Here is a 15,518-nt window from a genome sequence, read left to right as displayed (position 1 = left end):
CAGCGATGCAGCACACGCGCCGCAAGGCATTGCAGCAGATCGGAGCCGGCGCCCTCGCCGCCGGCGGCCTGGGCCTGGGGCTGAGCCCGGTGCGTGCCGGCGCTTTCCCGGCCAAGCCCGTGCGGCTGGTGGTGCCCTACCCCGCGGGCGGCGCCACCGATGTGCTGGCACGCGCCATTGCCGAGCCGCTCGGCAAGATGTGGCAGCGCCCCATCGTGGTGGAAAACCGCCCGGGCGCCAGCGGCATGATCGGCGCCGACGCCGTGGCCAAGGCCGATGCCGACGGCCATACCGCGCTGCTTACCATCACCACGCTGGTCCAGGCCCCCAGCCTCTACGCCAAGGCGCCGTTCGACCCGGTGCGCGATTTCGCCCCGGTGTCCAATCTTGGCACCACCAGCCTGGTGTTTGCGGTGCACAACTCGGTGCCCGCCACAACGCTGGCCGAGTTCATCGCGCTGGTGAAGTCCAGGCCAAAGCAGTTCAACTATGGCTCCTACGGCACTGGTTCAAGCGGCCATCTCTACTGCGAGGTGTTCAACGAGGCAGCGGGCCTGGACATGACCCACGTGTCGTACAAGGGCGAGGCGCCGGAACTGAACGACCTGCTCGGCGGGCAGATCCCCGCGGCGATCATCTCGGTGATGGGCGCGCGCCCGCACACGGCAACCGGCCGCCTGCGCGCGCTGGCGGTGACCGGCCCCGCGCGCGCGCCGCAACTGCCAGACGTGCCGACCTTTCGCGAGTCTGGCATCGCGGGCATGGATTCGATGGGCTGGTTCGGGCTGTTGCTGCCGGCCGCCGCGCCGCGCCCGGTGATAGAAAAGTTCTCCTCGGACGTCAACCGCGTTCTGGCCATGCCAGCTGTGCGCGCGCGCATGAACGACATGGGCGTGGTGCTTGCCGGCAGCACGCCCGATGCCTTCGCCGAGACCATGCGCAGCGATTACGCGCGCTGGGGCAAGGTCATCCGCACCCGGAACATCCGTCTTGACTAACGCCGCCTCGATGCCCGCCAGGCCGGTGGTGGCCGGCAATTTTCCCACTTTATGTTTCTTATGAATCAAGCTGCTTCTGCTACCCACGCTCCGGCCTACCGTTCTCCCCACTGGCCGCCAGGCATGCCCGCCGAGGTGTGCGTGCCGCGCACCAGCCTGGCCTACAACGTCGAGGTGGCCGCCCGGCGCTATCCGGACAAGACCGCGATCCAGTATTTCCACACGGGCATCTCTTACGCCAGCCTGCACGCGCAGATCGAGCGCATGGCCGGCTACTTGCAGCAGGCTTGCGGCGTGGCGCCGGGCGACCGCGTGATGCTGTTCAGCCAGAACTGCCCGCAGTTCATCGTGGCCTACTACGCCATCCTGCGCGCCGAGGCGGTGGTCGTGCCAGCCAACCCGATGTGGCTGACCGGGGAGCTCGAACACGTGGCCGCGGACAGCGGCGCGGTGGCGGCTTTTGTCGCGGCGGAGCTTTATCCGCAGATCGCGCCCCTGCATGGCGCCAGGCTGGCGCATGTCATCGTGCATCAGTACGGGGACATGCTCGAGGCGGCCGGCGGCACAGGCGGCGTGCCCGCCTGGCTTTACGAGCGCGCCCCGCCGCCCGCCTGCGCGCCCGCGGGCGCCACGCTGGCGACCTGGACACAGGCCGATGCCGCCGGCCATGCCCCGCGCGCGCATGAAGCCGGCTACGACACGCTGTGCATGCTGGCCTACACCTCGGGCACCACGGGCCATCCCAAGGGCTGCATGCATACGCACGGCACGCTGATGAGCGCGGCGGTGGGCTCGCAGCTGTGGCGCAGCGCCAGCCCGCAGAGCGTGTGCTTGTCGGTCGCGCCGATGTTTCATCTGCTGGGCATGCAGAACGGCATCCACGCGCCGCTTTACCTGGGTGCCACCATCGTGCTGCTGCCGCGCTGGGATCGCGCGCTGGCAGCAGACCTGATCGAGCGCTACCAGGTTTCCACCTGGGGCGCGCCGCCCGCCATGCTGGTGGATTTCTTCGCGCAGCCGGGCATCGGCGAGCGCAACCTCTCCAGCCTTGCCTACCTGGGCGGCGGTGGGGCCGCCATGCCGGACGCCGTGGCCACCATGCTGCAGGAGCGCTTTGGCCTGCCTTACGTGGAGGCGTACGGACTGACCGAGACCGCCGCCTTCCTCCTGTCCAATCCGCGCCACCGGCCCAAGCGCGAATGCCTGGGCATCGCTACGTTCGGCGTGGACGCGCGCGTGATCGACCCGCACACGCTGGCCGAGCTGCCGCAGGGCGAACTGGGCGAGATCGTGACCCATGGCGCGCAGGTGACGCGCGGCTACTGGCGCAACCCGCAGGCCGACGCGGAATCGTTCATCGAGATCGATGGCAAGCGCTTCCTGCGCACCGGCGACCTCGGCTTCATGGATGAGGAAGGCTACTTCTTCATGCGCGACCGGCTCAAACGCATGATCAACGCATCCGGCTTCAAGGTCTGGCCGGCGGAGGTGGAGAACCTGCTCTACGGGCATCCCGCCGTCCACGAAGCCTGCGTGATCGCCGCGCGCGATGCGCGCCGCGGCGAGACCGTCAAGGCCGTGGTGGCGCTCAAGCCGGCCGCGCGCGGCACGCCCGAGGCCAGCGCCGAGCAGATCATGGCGTGGTGCCGCGAGCGGCTGGCGGCGTACAAGGTGCCGCGCATTGTCAGCTTCGTCGATGCCTTGCCCAAATCGGCCACCGGCAAGATCCAGTGGCGGGCGCTGCAGGAGCTGGAGCAGGACCAAGGCGGGGATCAACCGGCCGCCGCCGGCAGCGTGGCCTGAGCCAGAGCAACGAGAACCACGAGAACCACGAGAACCACGAGAACGATGAGAGACATCATGAAGACATCGAGACGAAACTGGCTGGGCCAGGCGGCCGCGCTGGGCGGCGGTGCGTTGCTGGGCGGATGGCAGTGGCCCGCGCAGGCGCAGGGCACCTATCCGGCGCGGCCCATCCGCATGGTGGTGCCGTATCCCGCCGGCGGCGGCACCGATACCATCGCGCGCATGATCGGCCAGCGCCTGACCGAGGCCTGGGGCCAGCCGGTGGTGGTTGACAACAAGCCCGGCGCCAGCGGCATGCTCGGCAACGACATCGTGGCCAAGGCGCCGCCCGACGGCTACACGATGCTGCTCGGCATCACCGCCATGATCCAGTCGCCCAGCCTGTACAAGCGCATTCCGTACGACGTGGCCCGCGATTTCGCGCCGGTTTCACTGCTGGCCAGGTCCTCCGACCTGTTCGTGGTGCCCAACCGGGTGCCGGCCAGCACGCTTGCCGAGTTCGTGGCCCTGGCCAAGGCCGGCAAGCTCAGCTACGGCTCCTACGGCAACGGCACCTCGTCGCATTTGCATGGCGAGCTGCTCAAGATGCAGGCGCACGTGGACCTTGCACACATTCCATACAAAGGCGCCGCGCCGCTGATGAGCGACGTGCTGGGCGGGCAGGTGGATTCGGCGTTCGTCGACGTGACCTCGGCCAACAGCTATCTAAATAGCGGCAAGTTCAAGATCCTCGCCATCACGGGCACCCAGCGCTACAAATCGATTCCCTCGGTGCCGACGTTCGCGCAGGCCGGCTTCACCGGGTTTGAGCCGAGCGGCTGGTTCTCGATGTTCCTGCCCGCCAATACGCCGCGCGACGTGGTTACCCGGCTCTCTACCGAGATCGCCCGCATCGTGCGGCTCCCGGACATCTCGCAAAAGCTGGCGGCGATGGGGCTGCAGCCGGTGGGCTCGTCCCCGGAGGAACTGGCCGCCGTGATCGCGACGGACACGCCCAAGTGGGCGCGCATCGTCCGCGACGCCAACATCCAGCTCGACTGAGGCGCCGATCGTATGACTGCTACAGCATTTATTCACCGAGGCCACCCAGAGGAGCTCGCCATGGAGACCATTCGCTACGCCGTTGCCGACGGGGTTGCCACCCTGAYGCTCGACTTCCCGAAGCGCAAGAACGCCCTGAACGGCACCATGCGCCGCGAGATCGGCGAGGTCGTGCACCAGTTGCGCCAGGACACCAGCGTGCGCGCGCTGATCCTGACCGGCGCGGGCACGGATTTCTGTTCCGGCGGCGACATCAGCTCGATGCAGGGCGAAATCAGCGCTGACCAGGGCCGCCAGCGCCTGGCGGCCATCCATCCCTGGCTGGAAGACCTGATCCACCTCGACCGTCCCGTGATCGCGGCGGTAGACGGCGCGGCCTATGGCGCCGGCTTCAGCCTGGCTCTCGTGGCCGACATCATCCTGGCCACGCCGCGCGCGCGCTTTGGCCTGCCTTTCCTGCGCCTGGGCCTGATCCCGGATTGCGGCGTGTTCTACACGCTGCCGCGCATGATCGGCCTGCAGCGCGCCAAGGCGCTGATGTTCTCCATGCGTGAACTGAGCGCCGCAGCGGCGCTGGAGCAAGGCATCGTGATGGAGATCGTTGCGCCGGAGGCGCTGCAGGCGCGCGCGCTGGCGCTTGCCTCGGCCTTTACCGAAGCCTCGCCGGTAGCGGTTGCGCTGACCAAGAAGGCGCTCAATACCTCGCTGAACCAGGACCTGCACAGCATGCTGGAGATGGAGGCGGACGGCCAGGGTATCGCTTTCGCCACCGAGTACCGCAAGGAGGCCGCCTCGCGCTTCCTGGAAAAGCACCCGCCGCGCTATCGCTGGCCCGACTGAACAACCACATGGCAACAACTGCGTGGTGCTGCAGCGCAACACCCGCAACACCGGCAATCATCAAGGAGAACAACATGGGAAATTCCGACAAGAACATGGCGATGGCCGCCCGCAAGGTGCCCTGGATGAGCGAAGACCTGGTCATGTTCCAGGACACCGTCCGCCGCTTCGTGGAGCGCGAGCTGGTGCCGAACGAGGCGCGCTGGGCCGAGCGCGGCTACATCGACCGCGAAGTCTGGAACCGCGCCGGCGAGGTTGGGCTGCTATGCGCCAGCATTCCCGAGGAGTACGGCGGCGGCGGCGGGAACTTTGCCCACGAGGCTGTAATCTGTAACGAAATGGCACGCGCCATCGCCACCAGCCTGGGCAATGGCGTGCACAGCGGCATCGTGGCCCATTACTTGCTCAACTACGGTACCGAGGCGCAGAAGCGCAAATGGCTTGCGCAGATGGCTTCAGGCGCCATGGTGGCCGCCATCGCCATGTCGGAGCCTGGCGCGGGCTCGGATCTCAAGTCGGTACGCACCCGAGCGGTGCGCGAGAAGACCCAGAACGGAGACATCTATCGCATCAACGGTGCAAAAACCTTCATCACCAATGGCTATCACGCCGACCTCGTTTGCGTGGTAGCCAAGACCGATCCCGATGCCGGCGCGAAAGGGGTCTCGCTCATCATGGTCGAGACCCGGGACCAGCCTGGCTTCAGGCGCGGCCGCATTCTGGAAAAAATTGGGCAGAAAGGCCAGGACACCGCCGAGTTGTTCTTCGACGACGTGTGCGTGCCGGTGGAGAACCTGCTGGGCGACGAGGAGGGCAAGGGCTTCTATCAGCTGATGCAGCAACTGCCGCAGGAGCGCATGATCATCGCGCTTGGTGCGGTGGCGAGCATGCAGCGCGCGATCGAGCTCACCACCGACTACGTGCGCGAACGGCAGGTGTTTGGAAAACCGCTGATCGATATGCAGAACACGCGCTTCAAGCTGGCGGAGTGCAAGACCGAGGCAACCATCGCCGCTACCTTCGTCGATGATTGCATGGTGCGCTTGCTGAAAGGCGAGCTCGATGCGCCCACCGCGGCCATGGCCAAGTGGTGGTGCTCGCAGAAGAACTGCGAGATCATCGACGAATGCCTGCAGCTGCATGGCGGGTATGGCTATATGCTCGAGTACCCGATCGCGCGCATGTATGCGAACGCGCGGGTCAGCAAGATTTATGGCGGCTCCAACGAAATCATGAAGGAGCTGGTGGCACGCACGCTGTGACGCGTGTGCGCGGGGCCATGTGGCAAGCCTCTCATGCCAACGTCGTAGTGCGTTGGAAGTAGGCCGGCCGCAAAGCCCCGCCCAGCGCGGGTTGCGAGGGGAAAAGCGCGTGTTTCGTTACAAAAGCAGGTGTGCACGGAATAACGGAAAGGTGTAATGTGTGTCACAAGACATGGTTCAAATGCCCGTCGCGAGTGGGGCCTGGAGTGGTAGTACGGTGAGCCGAGCTGATTCGTTGCGCCATTGCAAAGTTCGTCAACCGACTCTCAGCTCTCGCCGTTATTTGACTATGATTAAGTAAAGATTTCGCAACATGGCAGCACCGCCAAGCCGGGGTGGCGGAACCGCAAGCGCTGCCGCGAAATCTTGAGTTGTAGTAGATCTACCTTCGCCTCGGACGGGTCTCTGACGGGAGTGAGGTATGGACATTTTCGGCCACTACGCCACACGCTTCGAAGGTCGCAAGGAAGAGGAATACAGCATCCAGGAGTACCTGGATATCTGCAAGAAGGATCCTTCCGCCTATGCAACCGCATCCGAGCGCATGCTCGCCGCCATTGGTCAGCCCGAACTGGTGGATACCCACCACGATCCTCGGCTGTCCCGCCTGTTCTTCAACAAGGTCATCAGGGTCTATCCGGCCTTCCGCGAGTTCTACGGCATGGAGGACACGATCGAGCAGATCGTCGCCTTCTTCAAGCATGCCGCGCAAGGGCTCGAGGAGCGCAAGCAGATCCTTTACCTGCTTGGGCCTCCGGGGGGGGGCAAGTCCTCGCTCGCGGAAAAGCTCAAGGCGTTGATGGAGCAGATTCCCATCTACGCATTGAAGGGTTCACCTATCCATGAATCGCCGCTCGGGCTGTTCTCGCCCGAGGAAGACGGCAAGATCCTGGAAGAGGACTACGGCATCCCGGTGCGCTATCTCAACACCATCGCCTCGCCGTGGGCGGTCAAGCGCCTGCATGAGTTCAACGGCGACATCACGCGCTTTCGCGTGGTCAAGCTGCGCCCGTCGGTGCTGTCGCAGATCGCGATTTCCAAGACGGAGCCGGGCGATGAAAACAACCAGGACATCTCCTCGCTGGTCGGCAAGGTAGATATCAGGAAGCTGGAAGATTTCCCGCAGGACGATCCGGACGCTTACTCGTATTCCGGCGGGCTGTGCCTGGCCAACCGCGGGCTGCTTGAGTTCGTGGAAATGTTCAAGGCGCCGATCAAGGTGCTGCACCCGCTGCTGACCGCCACCCAGGAAGGCAACTACAAGGGTACCGAGGGCTTCGGCGCGATCCCCTTCGACGGCATCATCCTGGCGCACTCGAACGAAGCCGAGTGGACAACCTTCAAGGCCGACAAGAACAACGAGGCTTTCCTCGACCGGATCTACATCGTCAAGGTGCCGTACTGCCTGCGCGTGTCGGAGGAGGTGAAGATCTACGACAAGCTGTTGCGCAGCAGTTCGCTGTCGGCCGCGCCTTGCGCGCCCAACACCTTGAAGATGATGGGGCAGTTCGCCGTGCTCACCCGCATCAAGGAGCCGGAGAATTCGAACATCTTCTCCAAGATGCGCGTCTATGACGGCGAGAGCCTGAAGGATGTCGACCCCAAGGCCAAGTCGTACCAGGAGTATCGCGACTACGCTGGCATCGACGAAGGCATGAACGGCTTGTCCACGCGTTTCGCCTTCAAGGTCYTGTCCAAGGTCTTCAACTTCGACAATACCGAGGTGGCCGCCAATCCGGTGCACCTGCTCTATGTGCTCGAGCAACAGATCGAGCGCGAGCAGTTCCCGCCGGAGCAGGAAGCCAAGCTACGGTCGTACATCAAGGAGTACCTGACCGCACCGTTCGTGGAGTTCATCGGCAAGGAGATCCAGACTGCTTACCTGGAGTCGTACTCCGAATACGGCCAGAACATCTTCGATCGCTACGTGGTGTTTGCCGACCTATGGATCCAGGACCAGGAATATCGCGACCCGAACACCGGCGAGATTCTCGATCGCAACGCGTTGAACGACGAACTTGAAAAAGTCGAGAAGCCCGCTGGGATATCCAACCCCAAGGACTTCCGCAACGAGATCGTCAACTTCGTGCTGCGCGCGCGGGCCAACAACGCGGGCAAGAACCCCGCGTGGACCAGCTACGAGAAGTTGCGCATGGTGATCGAGAAGCGCATGTTCTCCACCACCGAAGATCTGTTGCCCGTGATCTCGTTCAACGCCAAATCCTCTCGCGAGGATCAGGACAAGCACGCGAACTTCGTCAACCGCATGGTTGAGAAGGGATACACCGCGAAGCAGGTCCGCTTACTTGTGGAGTGGTATTTGCGCGTAAGAAAATCATCGTAACGGCGCCTGAACGAGGCCTCTAAGCGAGGGCAAGCATATGGCCACGGTCATCGATCGGCGCGAGAACGGCGGCAACAAGAGTGCCGTCAACCAGCAACGCTTCATCAAGCGCTACCGCGAACAGATACGCCAGGCGGTGGCGAAGGCGGTGTCCGGCCGGAAGATCATGGACATCGAGCAAAGCGGGCAGGTGTCCATTCYGGTCAAGGACATCTCCGAGCCAGCTTTTCACCACGGCCAGGGCGGCCGGCGGGAGTGGATCCACCCGGGCAACAAGAAATTTGTCCGGGGGGACAGCTTCGACCGCCAGCAGCAAGGCGGGGGTGGAGGCGGCTCCAAGGCGAGCGATTCGGGTGAAGGCGAGGATGATTTCGTCTTCAGCCTGTCGCGCGAGGATTTCCTCAATTTCTTCTTCGAGGACATGGCGCTGCCGGACATGGCCAAGCGCCACCTTGCCAAGATCGCCGAGGTCCGCAAGGTCCGGGCTGGCTTCTCGATCGACGGCACGCCGTCCAACCTGTCCATCCTGCGCACGATGCGAAGCTCGCTCGGGCGCCGCATTGCCTTGTCCAGTCCTTACCAGAAAAAGCTCGCGTTGCTGGAGCAGGAGTATGGCGAGGTGCTGGAGCAGGACGGGCCTTACTCGGCACGGGCGCTGGAGCTGATGAAGGAGATGCGTCACCTGCGCGCCTGCGTGGAGCGCGTGCCCTTTATCGAAAAGCTCGACCTGCGCTACAACAACCGCGTGCTGAAAAAGCGCCCGCAGGCACAGGCGGTGATGTTCTGCCTGATGGATGTGTCCGGGTCCATGGATGAGAGCCGCAAGGATCTCGCCAAGCGCTTTTTCATGCTCCTGTACCTCTTCCTCAAACGCAACTACGATCGCATCGACGTGGTGTTCATTCGTCATCACACGGTGGCGAAGGAAGTGAACGAGGAAGATTTCTTCCATTCGCGCGAATCCGGTGGTACGGTCGTATCGAGCGCGCTCAAGCTGATGGTCGAGGTAATTCAAGACCGCTATCCCGCCAGCCAGTGGAACATCTATTGCGCCCAGGCCTCGGATGGCGACAACTGGGCGGGTGATTCGGAGTTGTGCGGGCGCTTGCTGCGCGAGTCCATCCTGCCGCTGGTGCAGTACTACGCCTATGTGGAAGTGGCTTCGGAGGAGCCGCAGAACCTGTGGGAAGAGTATCTGGCGGTCAAGGACCGGCATGAGAACTTCGCCATGCAGCGCATCATCGGGGCGGACGAGATCTACCCTGTGCTGCATGACCTGTTCCAGAAAAAAGCGGCATGGCCATCCAGCCGCTGAGGTCGCCCTGGTTTTTGGCAGGTGTTTTCCCCTCTCCCGCAGGGCGGTAGAGAGGCGCAACCCTAGCTTTACCCGCAACGGGGGTCGTAAATGGCATATCTCTCTACCGGCTCGGAGTGGACCTTTGAGCTGATCCAGCGTTATGACCGCGAAATCGCACGCATTGCCGGGGATTTCGGTCTGGACACCTATCCCAATCAGGTTGAGATCATTACCGCGGAGCAGATGCTCGATGCCTATGCGTCGTCCGGCCTGCCGGTGGGCTACAGCCATTGGTCGTACGGCAAGCATTTTCTCGCGTCCGAGCGCAGCTACCAGCGCGGGCACATGGGCCTGGCCTACGAGATCGTCATCAACTCGAATCCCTGCATCGCGTACCTGATGGAGGAGAACACCATGCCCATGCAGGCGCTGACCATCGCGCACGCCTGCTACGGCCACAACTCCTTCTTCAAGGGCAACTACCTGTTCCGCACCTGGACCAACGCCGATGCCATCATCGACTACCTGCTGTTCGCCAAGAACTATGTAGCCGAATGCGAGCAGCGTTACGGCGAGCAGGAAGTGGAACTGCTGCTCGATTCCTGCCACGCGCTGCAGAACTACGGCGTGGACCGCTACAAGCGGCCCAAGAAGCTCTCCATTGCCGAGGAGCAGGCGCGCCAGACCGAGCGGGAGAACTACCTGCAGACGCAGGTCAACGACCTGTGGCGCACCCTGCCCAAGCATCGCGCGCACGCGCTGGAAGACGATGAAGGGTTCGAGCGCGATGCCGCCTTCCCGCCGGAGCCGCAGGAAAACCTGCTCTACTTCATCGAGAAGAACGCGCCCAAGCTGGCGCCGTGGCAACGCGAGATCGTGCGCATCGTGCGCAAGATCGCGCAGTACTTCTACCCGCAGCGCCAGACCAAGGTCATGAACGAAGGCTGGGCCACGTTCTGGCACTACACCATCTTGCACCAGCTGTATGAAGAAGGCCTGGTCAACGACGCCTTCATGATGGAGCTGCTGCAGGCGCATACCAATGTGATTTACCAGCCGCCGTATAACAGCCCTTATTACAGCGGCCTCAACCCGTACACCGTGGGCTTCCTGATGTTCCAGGACCTGCGCCGGATGTGCGAGAACCCGACCGAGGAAGACTACCGCTGGGCGCCGGAATTTGCCGGCAGCGACTGGCGCAAGACGCTCGACTTCGCCATGCGCAACTTCAAGGACGAAAGCTTCCTGCTGCAGTTCCTGTCGCCGCGGGTGATCCGCGAGCTCAAGCTGTTCTCGGTGCTCGACGATGACCGCGAAGGCAAGCTGCGCGTGACTGCCATCCATGACGACGAGGGCTACAGGAACATCCGCCAGTTGCTGGCCAACCAGTACGACTTGTCGAACATGGAGCCCAACATCCAGATCACCAATGTGGATGTGGGCGGAGACCGCTCCCTGACCTTGCGCCACCTGCAGAACGACCGCCGTCCGCTGGCGCAGAACTTCGACGAGGTGATCCGCCACGTCACGCGGCTGTGGGGCTTTACGGTGCGCCTGGAAGTGGCCTATGAAGATGGCCGGCGCGAATCCAAGTACGAATGCAAGCCGGAACGCCGGCATCGCAAGGCGGCTTGAGCGGGCATGGCAGCGTCAGCCCGCGCGGGCGGTGGATGACACCGCCCGCATGATGGCCTGCGCGGCCCACAAGCCGGTCGCCGCGGCCGACCGGCACCGTGGGCATCGCCTGCGCCCAGCGCGTGACCAGGCAGTCCTGCAATTGCCGCGAGATGCCCGGCAGGTAATGTTCGACCTCGGGCAGCACGCCGGCGAGGATCTGCGCATCGCTCGCGCCCAGCTGATCCGCGGCGGCGCGGTCTTCCAGCATGACCTGGATGACTTGCCCATGGCCGCTGGCGGGATGCGCTAGCGGGCGCTTGCCGGCGTCCAGCGCCAGCGCGGCCACAAAACGGCGCTCGGCACGCGGCACCAAGACGCCGTAGACGCCCGGTCTCCACCCGCAACGTGCGTGCCAGCGCGCGTGGCAGGCTTTGCATGCCGCCGGCCAGCGAAGTGTTGGCGCAGCGGCGCCAGCCGAAGCCGCTGGCCATCAGCATCAGCGCGGCGGAGGACGACTCGGGCGTGAGGAAATAGAACCCCTGCGACAGCGGCTCCGTGACATAGGCGAGCGCCTCGCGGCAACCACGCTGGCCAAGCCATTCGCTGGTGGAATCCGCATCGTAGCGCGCCCATTGGCCAAGGTCGTCAAGCGGCAGCGTGCGCAGCGCGCGGCCTTCGCGGCCTAGCGCCAGCCCCAGGCCCACCCAGGCTGGCAATCCGAGCAAGCCGCTGCGCAGCGGGTCCAGCCGGCTCTGCGCGCGCACGCGGCGCAGGCCGGGCGAATGCACCGGCAGCGCCGATGCGGGCGGAACGGGCGGAACGGGTGGAGTGGGTGGAGCGGGCAAAACGGGTGAAGGCGAGGACGAGGCGTGCATGGTCTGGGACTTGTCCGGTTAGCCCGTGCCCGAACCGCCGAAGCGCAGCCAGCCCTCGCAGCAGCGCGCGCAACATACTGTCCAAGTCATCTTGCAAGCCGCGGCGAAACTGTTCGCCGAACACGAGATGCGCGCCCAGCCCGAGCCCACCACCGAGCAGATCGCCGCGCTGGCAGGGGTCGCGGTTGGCTCGCTTTATCAGTACTTTGCCGACCGCGCGGCAATTGGCCGCGCCTTGATCGAGCAACAGCGCGAGGCGGCCATGGTGGCCCTGGAAACGATGCTGGCCGAGCGCCTGGCCGCCATGCCGGCAGCGGCGGGCCTGCCGGAGCCGCAAGCCGCGCGCGCCGCGCTGCGGGCTTATGTGCAGGCCTATGTGCTCAGCTTCGGTGGCTACGATGCGCATAGCCGCGCCCTGGCCCGCCTGGCCTGGCGCCATGATCGCGACGAGGATGCCGTGGCGGCGCTGCGCCTGGCCAGCGAAGGGATCGGCGCGCAGTTGCAGGCATTGGGCATGAGCGCGCTGCGCTTGCCCGCCCCGGTCCAGATGTTCGCGCTCACGCGGGCCTTGTCCGGGGTAGTACGCTCGGCCGCGCTGGAGCGCTCGCCCTTGCTCGGCAGCCCGGCCCTGGAGGACGAGCTGGTTCGCCTGTGCTGGAGCCTGCTGCAGCGCGAGCCCGACGCCTGCTGATCTGGCCGGCCCCGGCCCCGGTCCCGTCCGGGGCTCAGGCCGCGTCGGTGCTCCAGCTTCGCGTCAGATCGACCACGCCCGTTCCGGGCTGGCCGCACACCGCCTCGCCCACCACCCTTGCCCAGTAAGTCTGCGACCCGTCCGCCAGCTGCCAGGCATGCAGGCGGCGGGTGTAGATCTGCAGGTCGTACTCCTCGGTGATGCCGATGGCGCCGTGCACGGCATGCGCAATGGCGGCCACTGGCGTGACCGCTTCGCTGGCGTTGAGCTTGCCGATGGCCGCGCGCAGCGGGTCCGGCCGCCAGCCGCCGCCGGCGCAGGCGATCTGCGCGGCCATGCGCGCGGCGGTGACATGTTCTGCCATCACGCTGATCTGGTGCTGGATGGCCTGGAACTTGCCGATGGCGCGGCCGAACTGCTGGCGGTCGTTGGCATATCGCAGCGTCATGTCGAACACATGCGACAACGCGCCGGCCAGCTGCACAGCGTGCAGGCAAGCTCCGATCTGGCGCAGCGTGCCCGCGGGCAGCGCAAACCGTAGCAAGCCGTCCGATGCGGGGCGCAGCAGCACCACGGCCAGATCCGCATGGGCGCCGGTCGGGCGGACTTGCGCGCGGGCGCGTGGCAGCAACAGGCATTGCGTGCCTTCCTGCACCAGGAACCAGGCCGCCTGCGCGCCGCCGGCCACGAGAACCGCATCCGTGGCGCTGTCTTCCATGTCGAAGCTCGCCAGTGCGATGGGCTCGGCCGGCACCGCCAGCCCGGCCGCGTGCAGCAGCGCGCGCGCGAACAGGGTCTGGCCCAGCGGCAAAGGCAGCGCGCGGCGGCCCAGCGCGAACAGTACCGGCGCCAGTTCATCCAGCGGCAAGCCCGCCCCGCCGGCCGCCTCGGGGAGCAGGCAATCGGCAAAGCCGCTGTCTTGCAGTGACTGCCACAGGGCCAGGTGATCTTCGCCGCGTTCGATGGCGCGGATGACGGCGGGCGTGCAGCAGTCACGCAGCACGCTGTCGAGCGCGTCCGAGTAAGCGTTATGCATAGGGAACTCCGGTTCAGCGCAGGCCAAGGCCCCGGGCGATCATGCCGCGCAGGATCTCGCGCGTGCCGCCGCGCAGCGAATAGGACGGGGCGACCTGGCTGACGTAGGCCAGGGTGCGGTACAGGTCGGGATCGGCGGCCAGGCGCGGGTCGTCGCCGAGCGCGGCCTGCGCCAGCGCCGGAATGGCCTGCTCGAACTCCGTGCCCAGGTCCTTGACCAGCGCGGCTTCCACCACCGGGCTCTCGCCTGCGGCAAGCCGGGCGGTCACCGCCAGCGACATGGCCCGCAGCACCGCCAGCCTGCCTGCCAGCCGGCCGATGGTGACGGTGTCGCGCCGCGCGGGCGGCGCGCGCCGCATCGCCGCAATCCAGGTTTCGAGCAGCACCACGCTGGAATACAGCCGCTCCGGCCCGCTGCGCTCGAAGGCCAGCTCCGCGTTGACCTGCTCCCAACCGCTGCCTTCGCGGCCCACCAGCGCCGCTTCAGGCAGCATCACGTCCTCGAAGCTGACTTCGGAGAAATGCGCGTCGCCGGCCAGGTCGCGGATCGGGCGCACGGTCACGCCCGGCGCCGAGAGATCGATGATGACCTGCGACAAGCCGCGCTGACGGTCTTCGCCCGTGCCGGAGGTGCGCACCAGCGCCAGCATGTAGTGGCAGCGATCGGCATTGGTCGTCCAGATCTTCCGGCCGTTCAAGCGCCAGCCGCCATCCGGCTGCGGCACCGCGCGGGTCGCGACGCTGGCCAGGTCGGAGCCAGCGTTGGGCTCGCTCATGCCGATGCAGAAGAAGGCCTCGCCCTTGCAGATGCGCGGGAGGTAGAAAGCCTTCTGCGCGTCGCTGCCGTAGCGCAGGATCAGCGGCCCGCTCTGGCGGTCGGCGATCCAGTGGGCCGAGACCGGCGCGCCGCACGCCAGCAGCTCCTCCACCAGCACGAAGCGCGAGAACGGATCGAGCCCGGCGCCGCCATATTGCGCGGGCAAGGTGATGCCCACCCAGCCGCGCCGCGCCAGCGCGCGGCTGAAACCGGCGTCGAAGCCCATCCATGAACGGGCGCGGACCTCGGGCGCAAGGGCTGGCAGGTGTTCGGCCAGGAATGCCTTCACCTCGCGCCGGAAGGCGGCAGCGGCCGGCGGCAAGGCAGTCAGCTGGAACGTGCTGGGCAGTGAAGTCAAGACGGGCGTCTCCGTGTGGCTAGCGGCCGGCCAGCAAGCGCCGGGCGGAATAAGTCATGACACGCTCATGGCGCTGGTTGAAGACTTCGATGTCCGAGTCCACCACGGCGCGGCCGTTGCGCGAAGTGGGGCGGATGCCGGTCACCGTGACCGTGGCCCAGATGGTGTCGCCCACCATCACCGGGGCGTGGATCTTCTGCGTCAGCTCCAGCATGGCCAGCCCCGTGCCCTGGATCATGGTCTGCAGGATGAAGCCTTCGATCATGGCGTAGGTCAGCGCGGCGGGCACGGGCCGGCCATGGATGGCGCCGCCTTCATAGCCCGTCTCGATAAAGATCGCCTCCAGCATGCCGGTGACCGAAATGAAGTTGATCAGGTCGGTCTCGGTCACGGTGCGGCGGAAGGTCTGGAAGGCCTGGCCCTCCTTGATGTCTTGCCAATAAAAGCCCTGGCCGAGGCGGGGTAGTTGGGTATGGGGCACGGCGTCTCCTGGTGAGGGCCGCCATCGGCGGCCGGCTTCCTTTATGTTAGGAGCGG

Annotated in this window: 13 protein-coding genes; 9 read left to right on the top strand and 4 right to left on the bottom strand. The window is 65.6% G+C overall.

The window, feature by feature from the left end:
• The first annotated feature begins 5 nt into the window (after nt 1-5).
• The 8 genes from AB4061_RS30030 to AB4061_RS29995 all read left to right on the top strand — a co-directional run bounded on the left by AB4061_RS30030 (nt 6) and on the right by AB4061_RS29995 (nt 11,223).
• The gene (locus AB4061_RS30030) at nt 6-998 is read left to right on the top strand and encodes a Bug family tripartite tricarboxylate transporter substrate binding protein (protein ID WP_441639858.1); all 993 of its coding nucleotides are present in this window, start codon (nt 6-8) and stop codon (nt 996-998) included.
• 60 nt (nt 999-1,058) lie between these two features.
• Entirely contained in the window at nt 1,059-2,801 is a 1,743-nt protein-coding gene (locus AB4061_RS30025; protein WP_441639857.1) for a long-chain fatty acid--CoA ligase, read from the top strand.
• A gap of 57 nt (nt 2,802-2,858) precedes the next feature.
• Nucleotides 2,859-3,845 carry a Bug family tripartite tricarboxylate transporter substrate binding protein gene (locus AB4061_RS30020; protein WP_441639856.1) on the top strand — a complete coding sequence of 329 codons (987 nt, stop codon included), beginning with the start codon at nt 2,859-2,861 and terminating at the stop codon, nt 3,843-3,845.
• Nucleotides 3,846-3,905: 60 nt separating this feature from the next.
• Nucleotides 3,906-4,685 (top strand): enoyl-CoA hydratase/isomerase family protein, encoded by a 780-nt coding sequence (locus tag AB4061_RS30015; protein ID WP_441639855.1) that lies wholly within the window; start codon nt 3,906-3,908, stop codon nt 4,683-4,685.
• Between the two features lie 74 nt (nt 4,686-4,759).
• Nucleotides 4,760-5,947, top strand: a complete 1,188-nt coding sequence (locus AB4061_RS30010; RefSeq protein ID WP_441639854.1) for an acyl-CoA dehydrogenase family protein — start codon at nt 4,760-4,762, stop codon at nt 5,945-5,947.
• Nucleotides 5,948-6,368: 421 nt separating this feature from the next.
• Nucleotides 6,369-8,291, top strand: coding sequence for a PrkA family serine protein kinase (locus AB4061_RS30005; RefSeq protein WP_318235460.1), 1,923 nt, complete (start codon nt 6,369-6,371; stop codon nt 8,289-8,291).
• A gap of 37 nt (nt 8,292-8,328) precedes the next feature.
• Nucleotides 8,329-9,606, top strand: coding sequence for a YeaH/YhbH family protein (locus tag AB4061_RS30000; protein ID WP_441639853.1), 1,278 nt, complete (start codon nt 8,329-8,331; stop codon nt 9,604-9,606).
• Between the two features lie 90 nt (nt 9,607-9,696).
• Nucleotides 9,697-11,223, top strand: a complete 1,527-nt coding sequence (locus tag AB4061_RS29995; protein ID WP_309406016.1) for a SpoVR family protein — start codon at nt 9,697-9,699, stop codon at nt 11,221-11,223.
• On the opposite strand, the gene AB4061_RS29990 is transcribed toward AB4061_RS29995, so the two are convergent.
• On the bottom strand, nt 11,132-11,575 hold the full coding sequence (locus AB4061_RS29990) for a hypothetical protein (RefSeq protein ID WP_441639852.1): 444 nt from the start codon (nt 11,573-11,575) through the stop codon (nt 11,132-11,134). The genes AB4061_RS29995 and AB4061_RS29990 overlap by 92 nt on opposite strands.
• 530 nt (nt 11,576-12,105) lie before the next feature.
• Between AB4061_RS29990 and AB4061_RS29985 the strand changes: the two genes are divergently transcribed.
• Nucleotides 12,106-12,771 (top strand): TetR/AcrR family transcriptional regulator, encoded by a 666-nt coding sequence (locus tag AB4061_RS29985; protein WP_441639851.1) that lies wholly within the window; start codon nt 12,106-12,108, stop codon nt 12,769-12,771.
• A 34-nt stretch (nt 12,772-12,805) separates the two neighbouring features.
• Here AB4061_RS29985 and AB4061_RS29980 read toward each other — a convergent pair whose 3' ends face one another.
• From AB4061_RS29980 to AB4061_RS29970, 3 genes are read right to left on the bottom strand one after another with little or no spacing between them, the layout of a single operon-like run.
• Nucleotides 12,806-13,807, bottom strand: a complete 1,002-nt coding sequence (locus AB4061_RS29980) for an acyl-CoA dehydrogenase family protein (RefSeq protein ID WP_441639850.1) — start codon at nt 13,805-13,807, stop codon at nt 12,806-12,808.
• A gap of 13 nt (nt 13,808-13,820) precedes the next feature.
• Nucleotides 13,821-14,981: an acyl-CoA dehydrogenase family protein gene (locus tag AB4061_RS29975; RefSeq protein WP_441639849.1), complete on the bottom strand. Its 1,161-nt coding sequence runs from the start codon at nt 14,979-14,981 to the stop codon at nt 13,821-13,823.
• Nucleotides 14,982-15,000: 19 nt separating this feature from the next.
• Nucleotides 15,001-15,462 (bottom strand): MaoC family dehydratase, encoded by a 462-nt coding sequence (locus tag AB4061_RS29970; RefSeq protein ID WP_441639848.1) that lies wholly within the window; start codon nt 15,460-15,462, stop codon nt 15,001-15,003.
• Between the last annotated feature and the right edge of the window lie 56 nt (nt 15,463-15,518).

The organism is Cupriavidus sp. YAF13 (assembly GCF_052113425.1).
Classification (GTDB): Bacteria; Pseudomonadota; Gammaproteobacteria; order Burkholderiales; family Burkholderiaceae; genus Cupriavidus.
The sequence above is the reverse complement of the archived record's forward strand: the minus strand, read 5'-3'. Positions and strand labels throughout refer to the sequence as shown.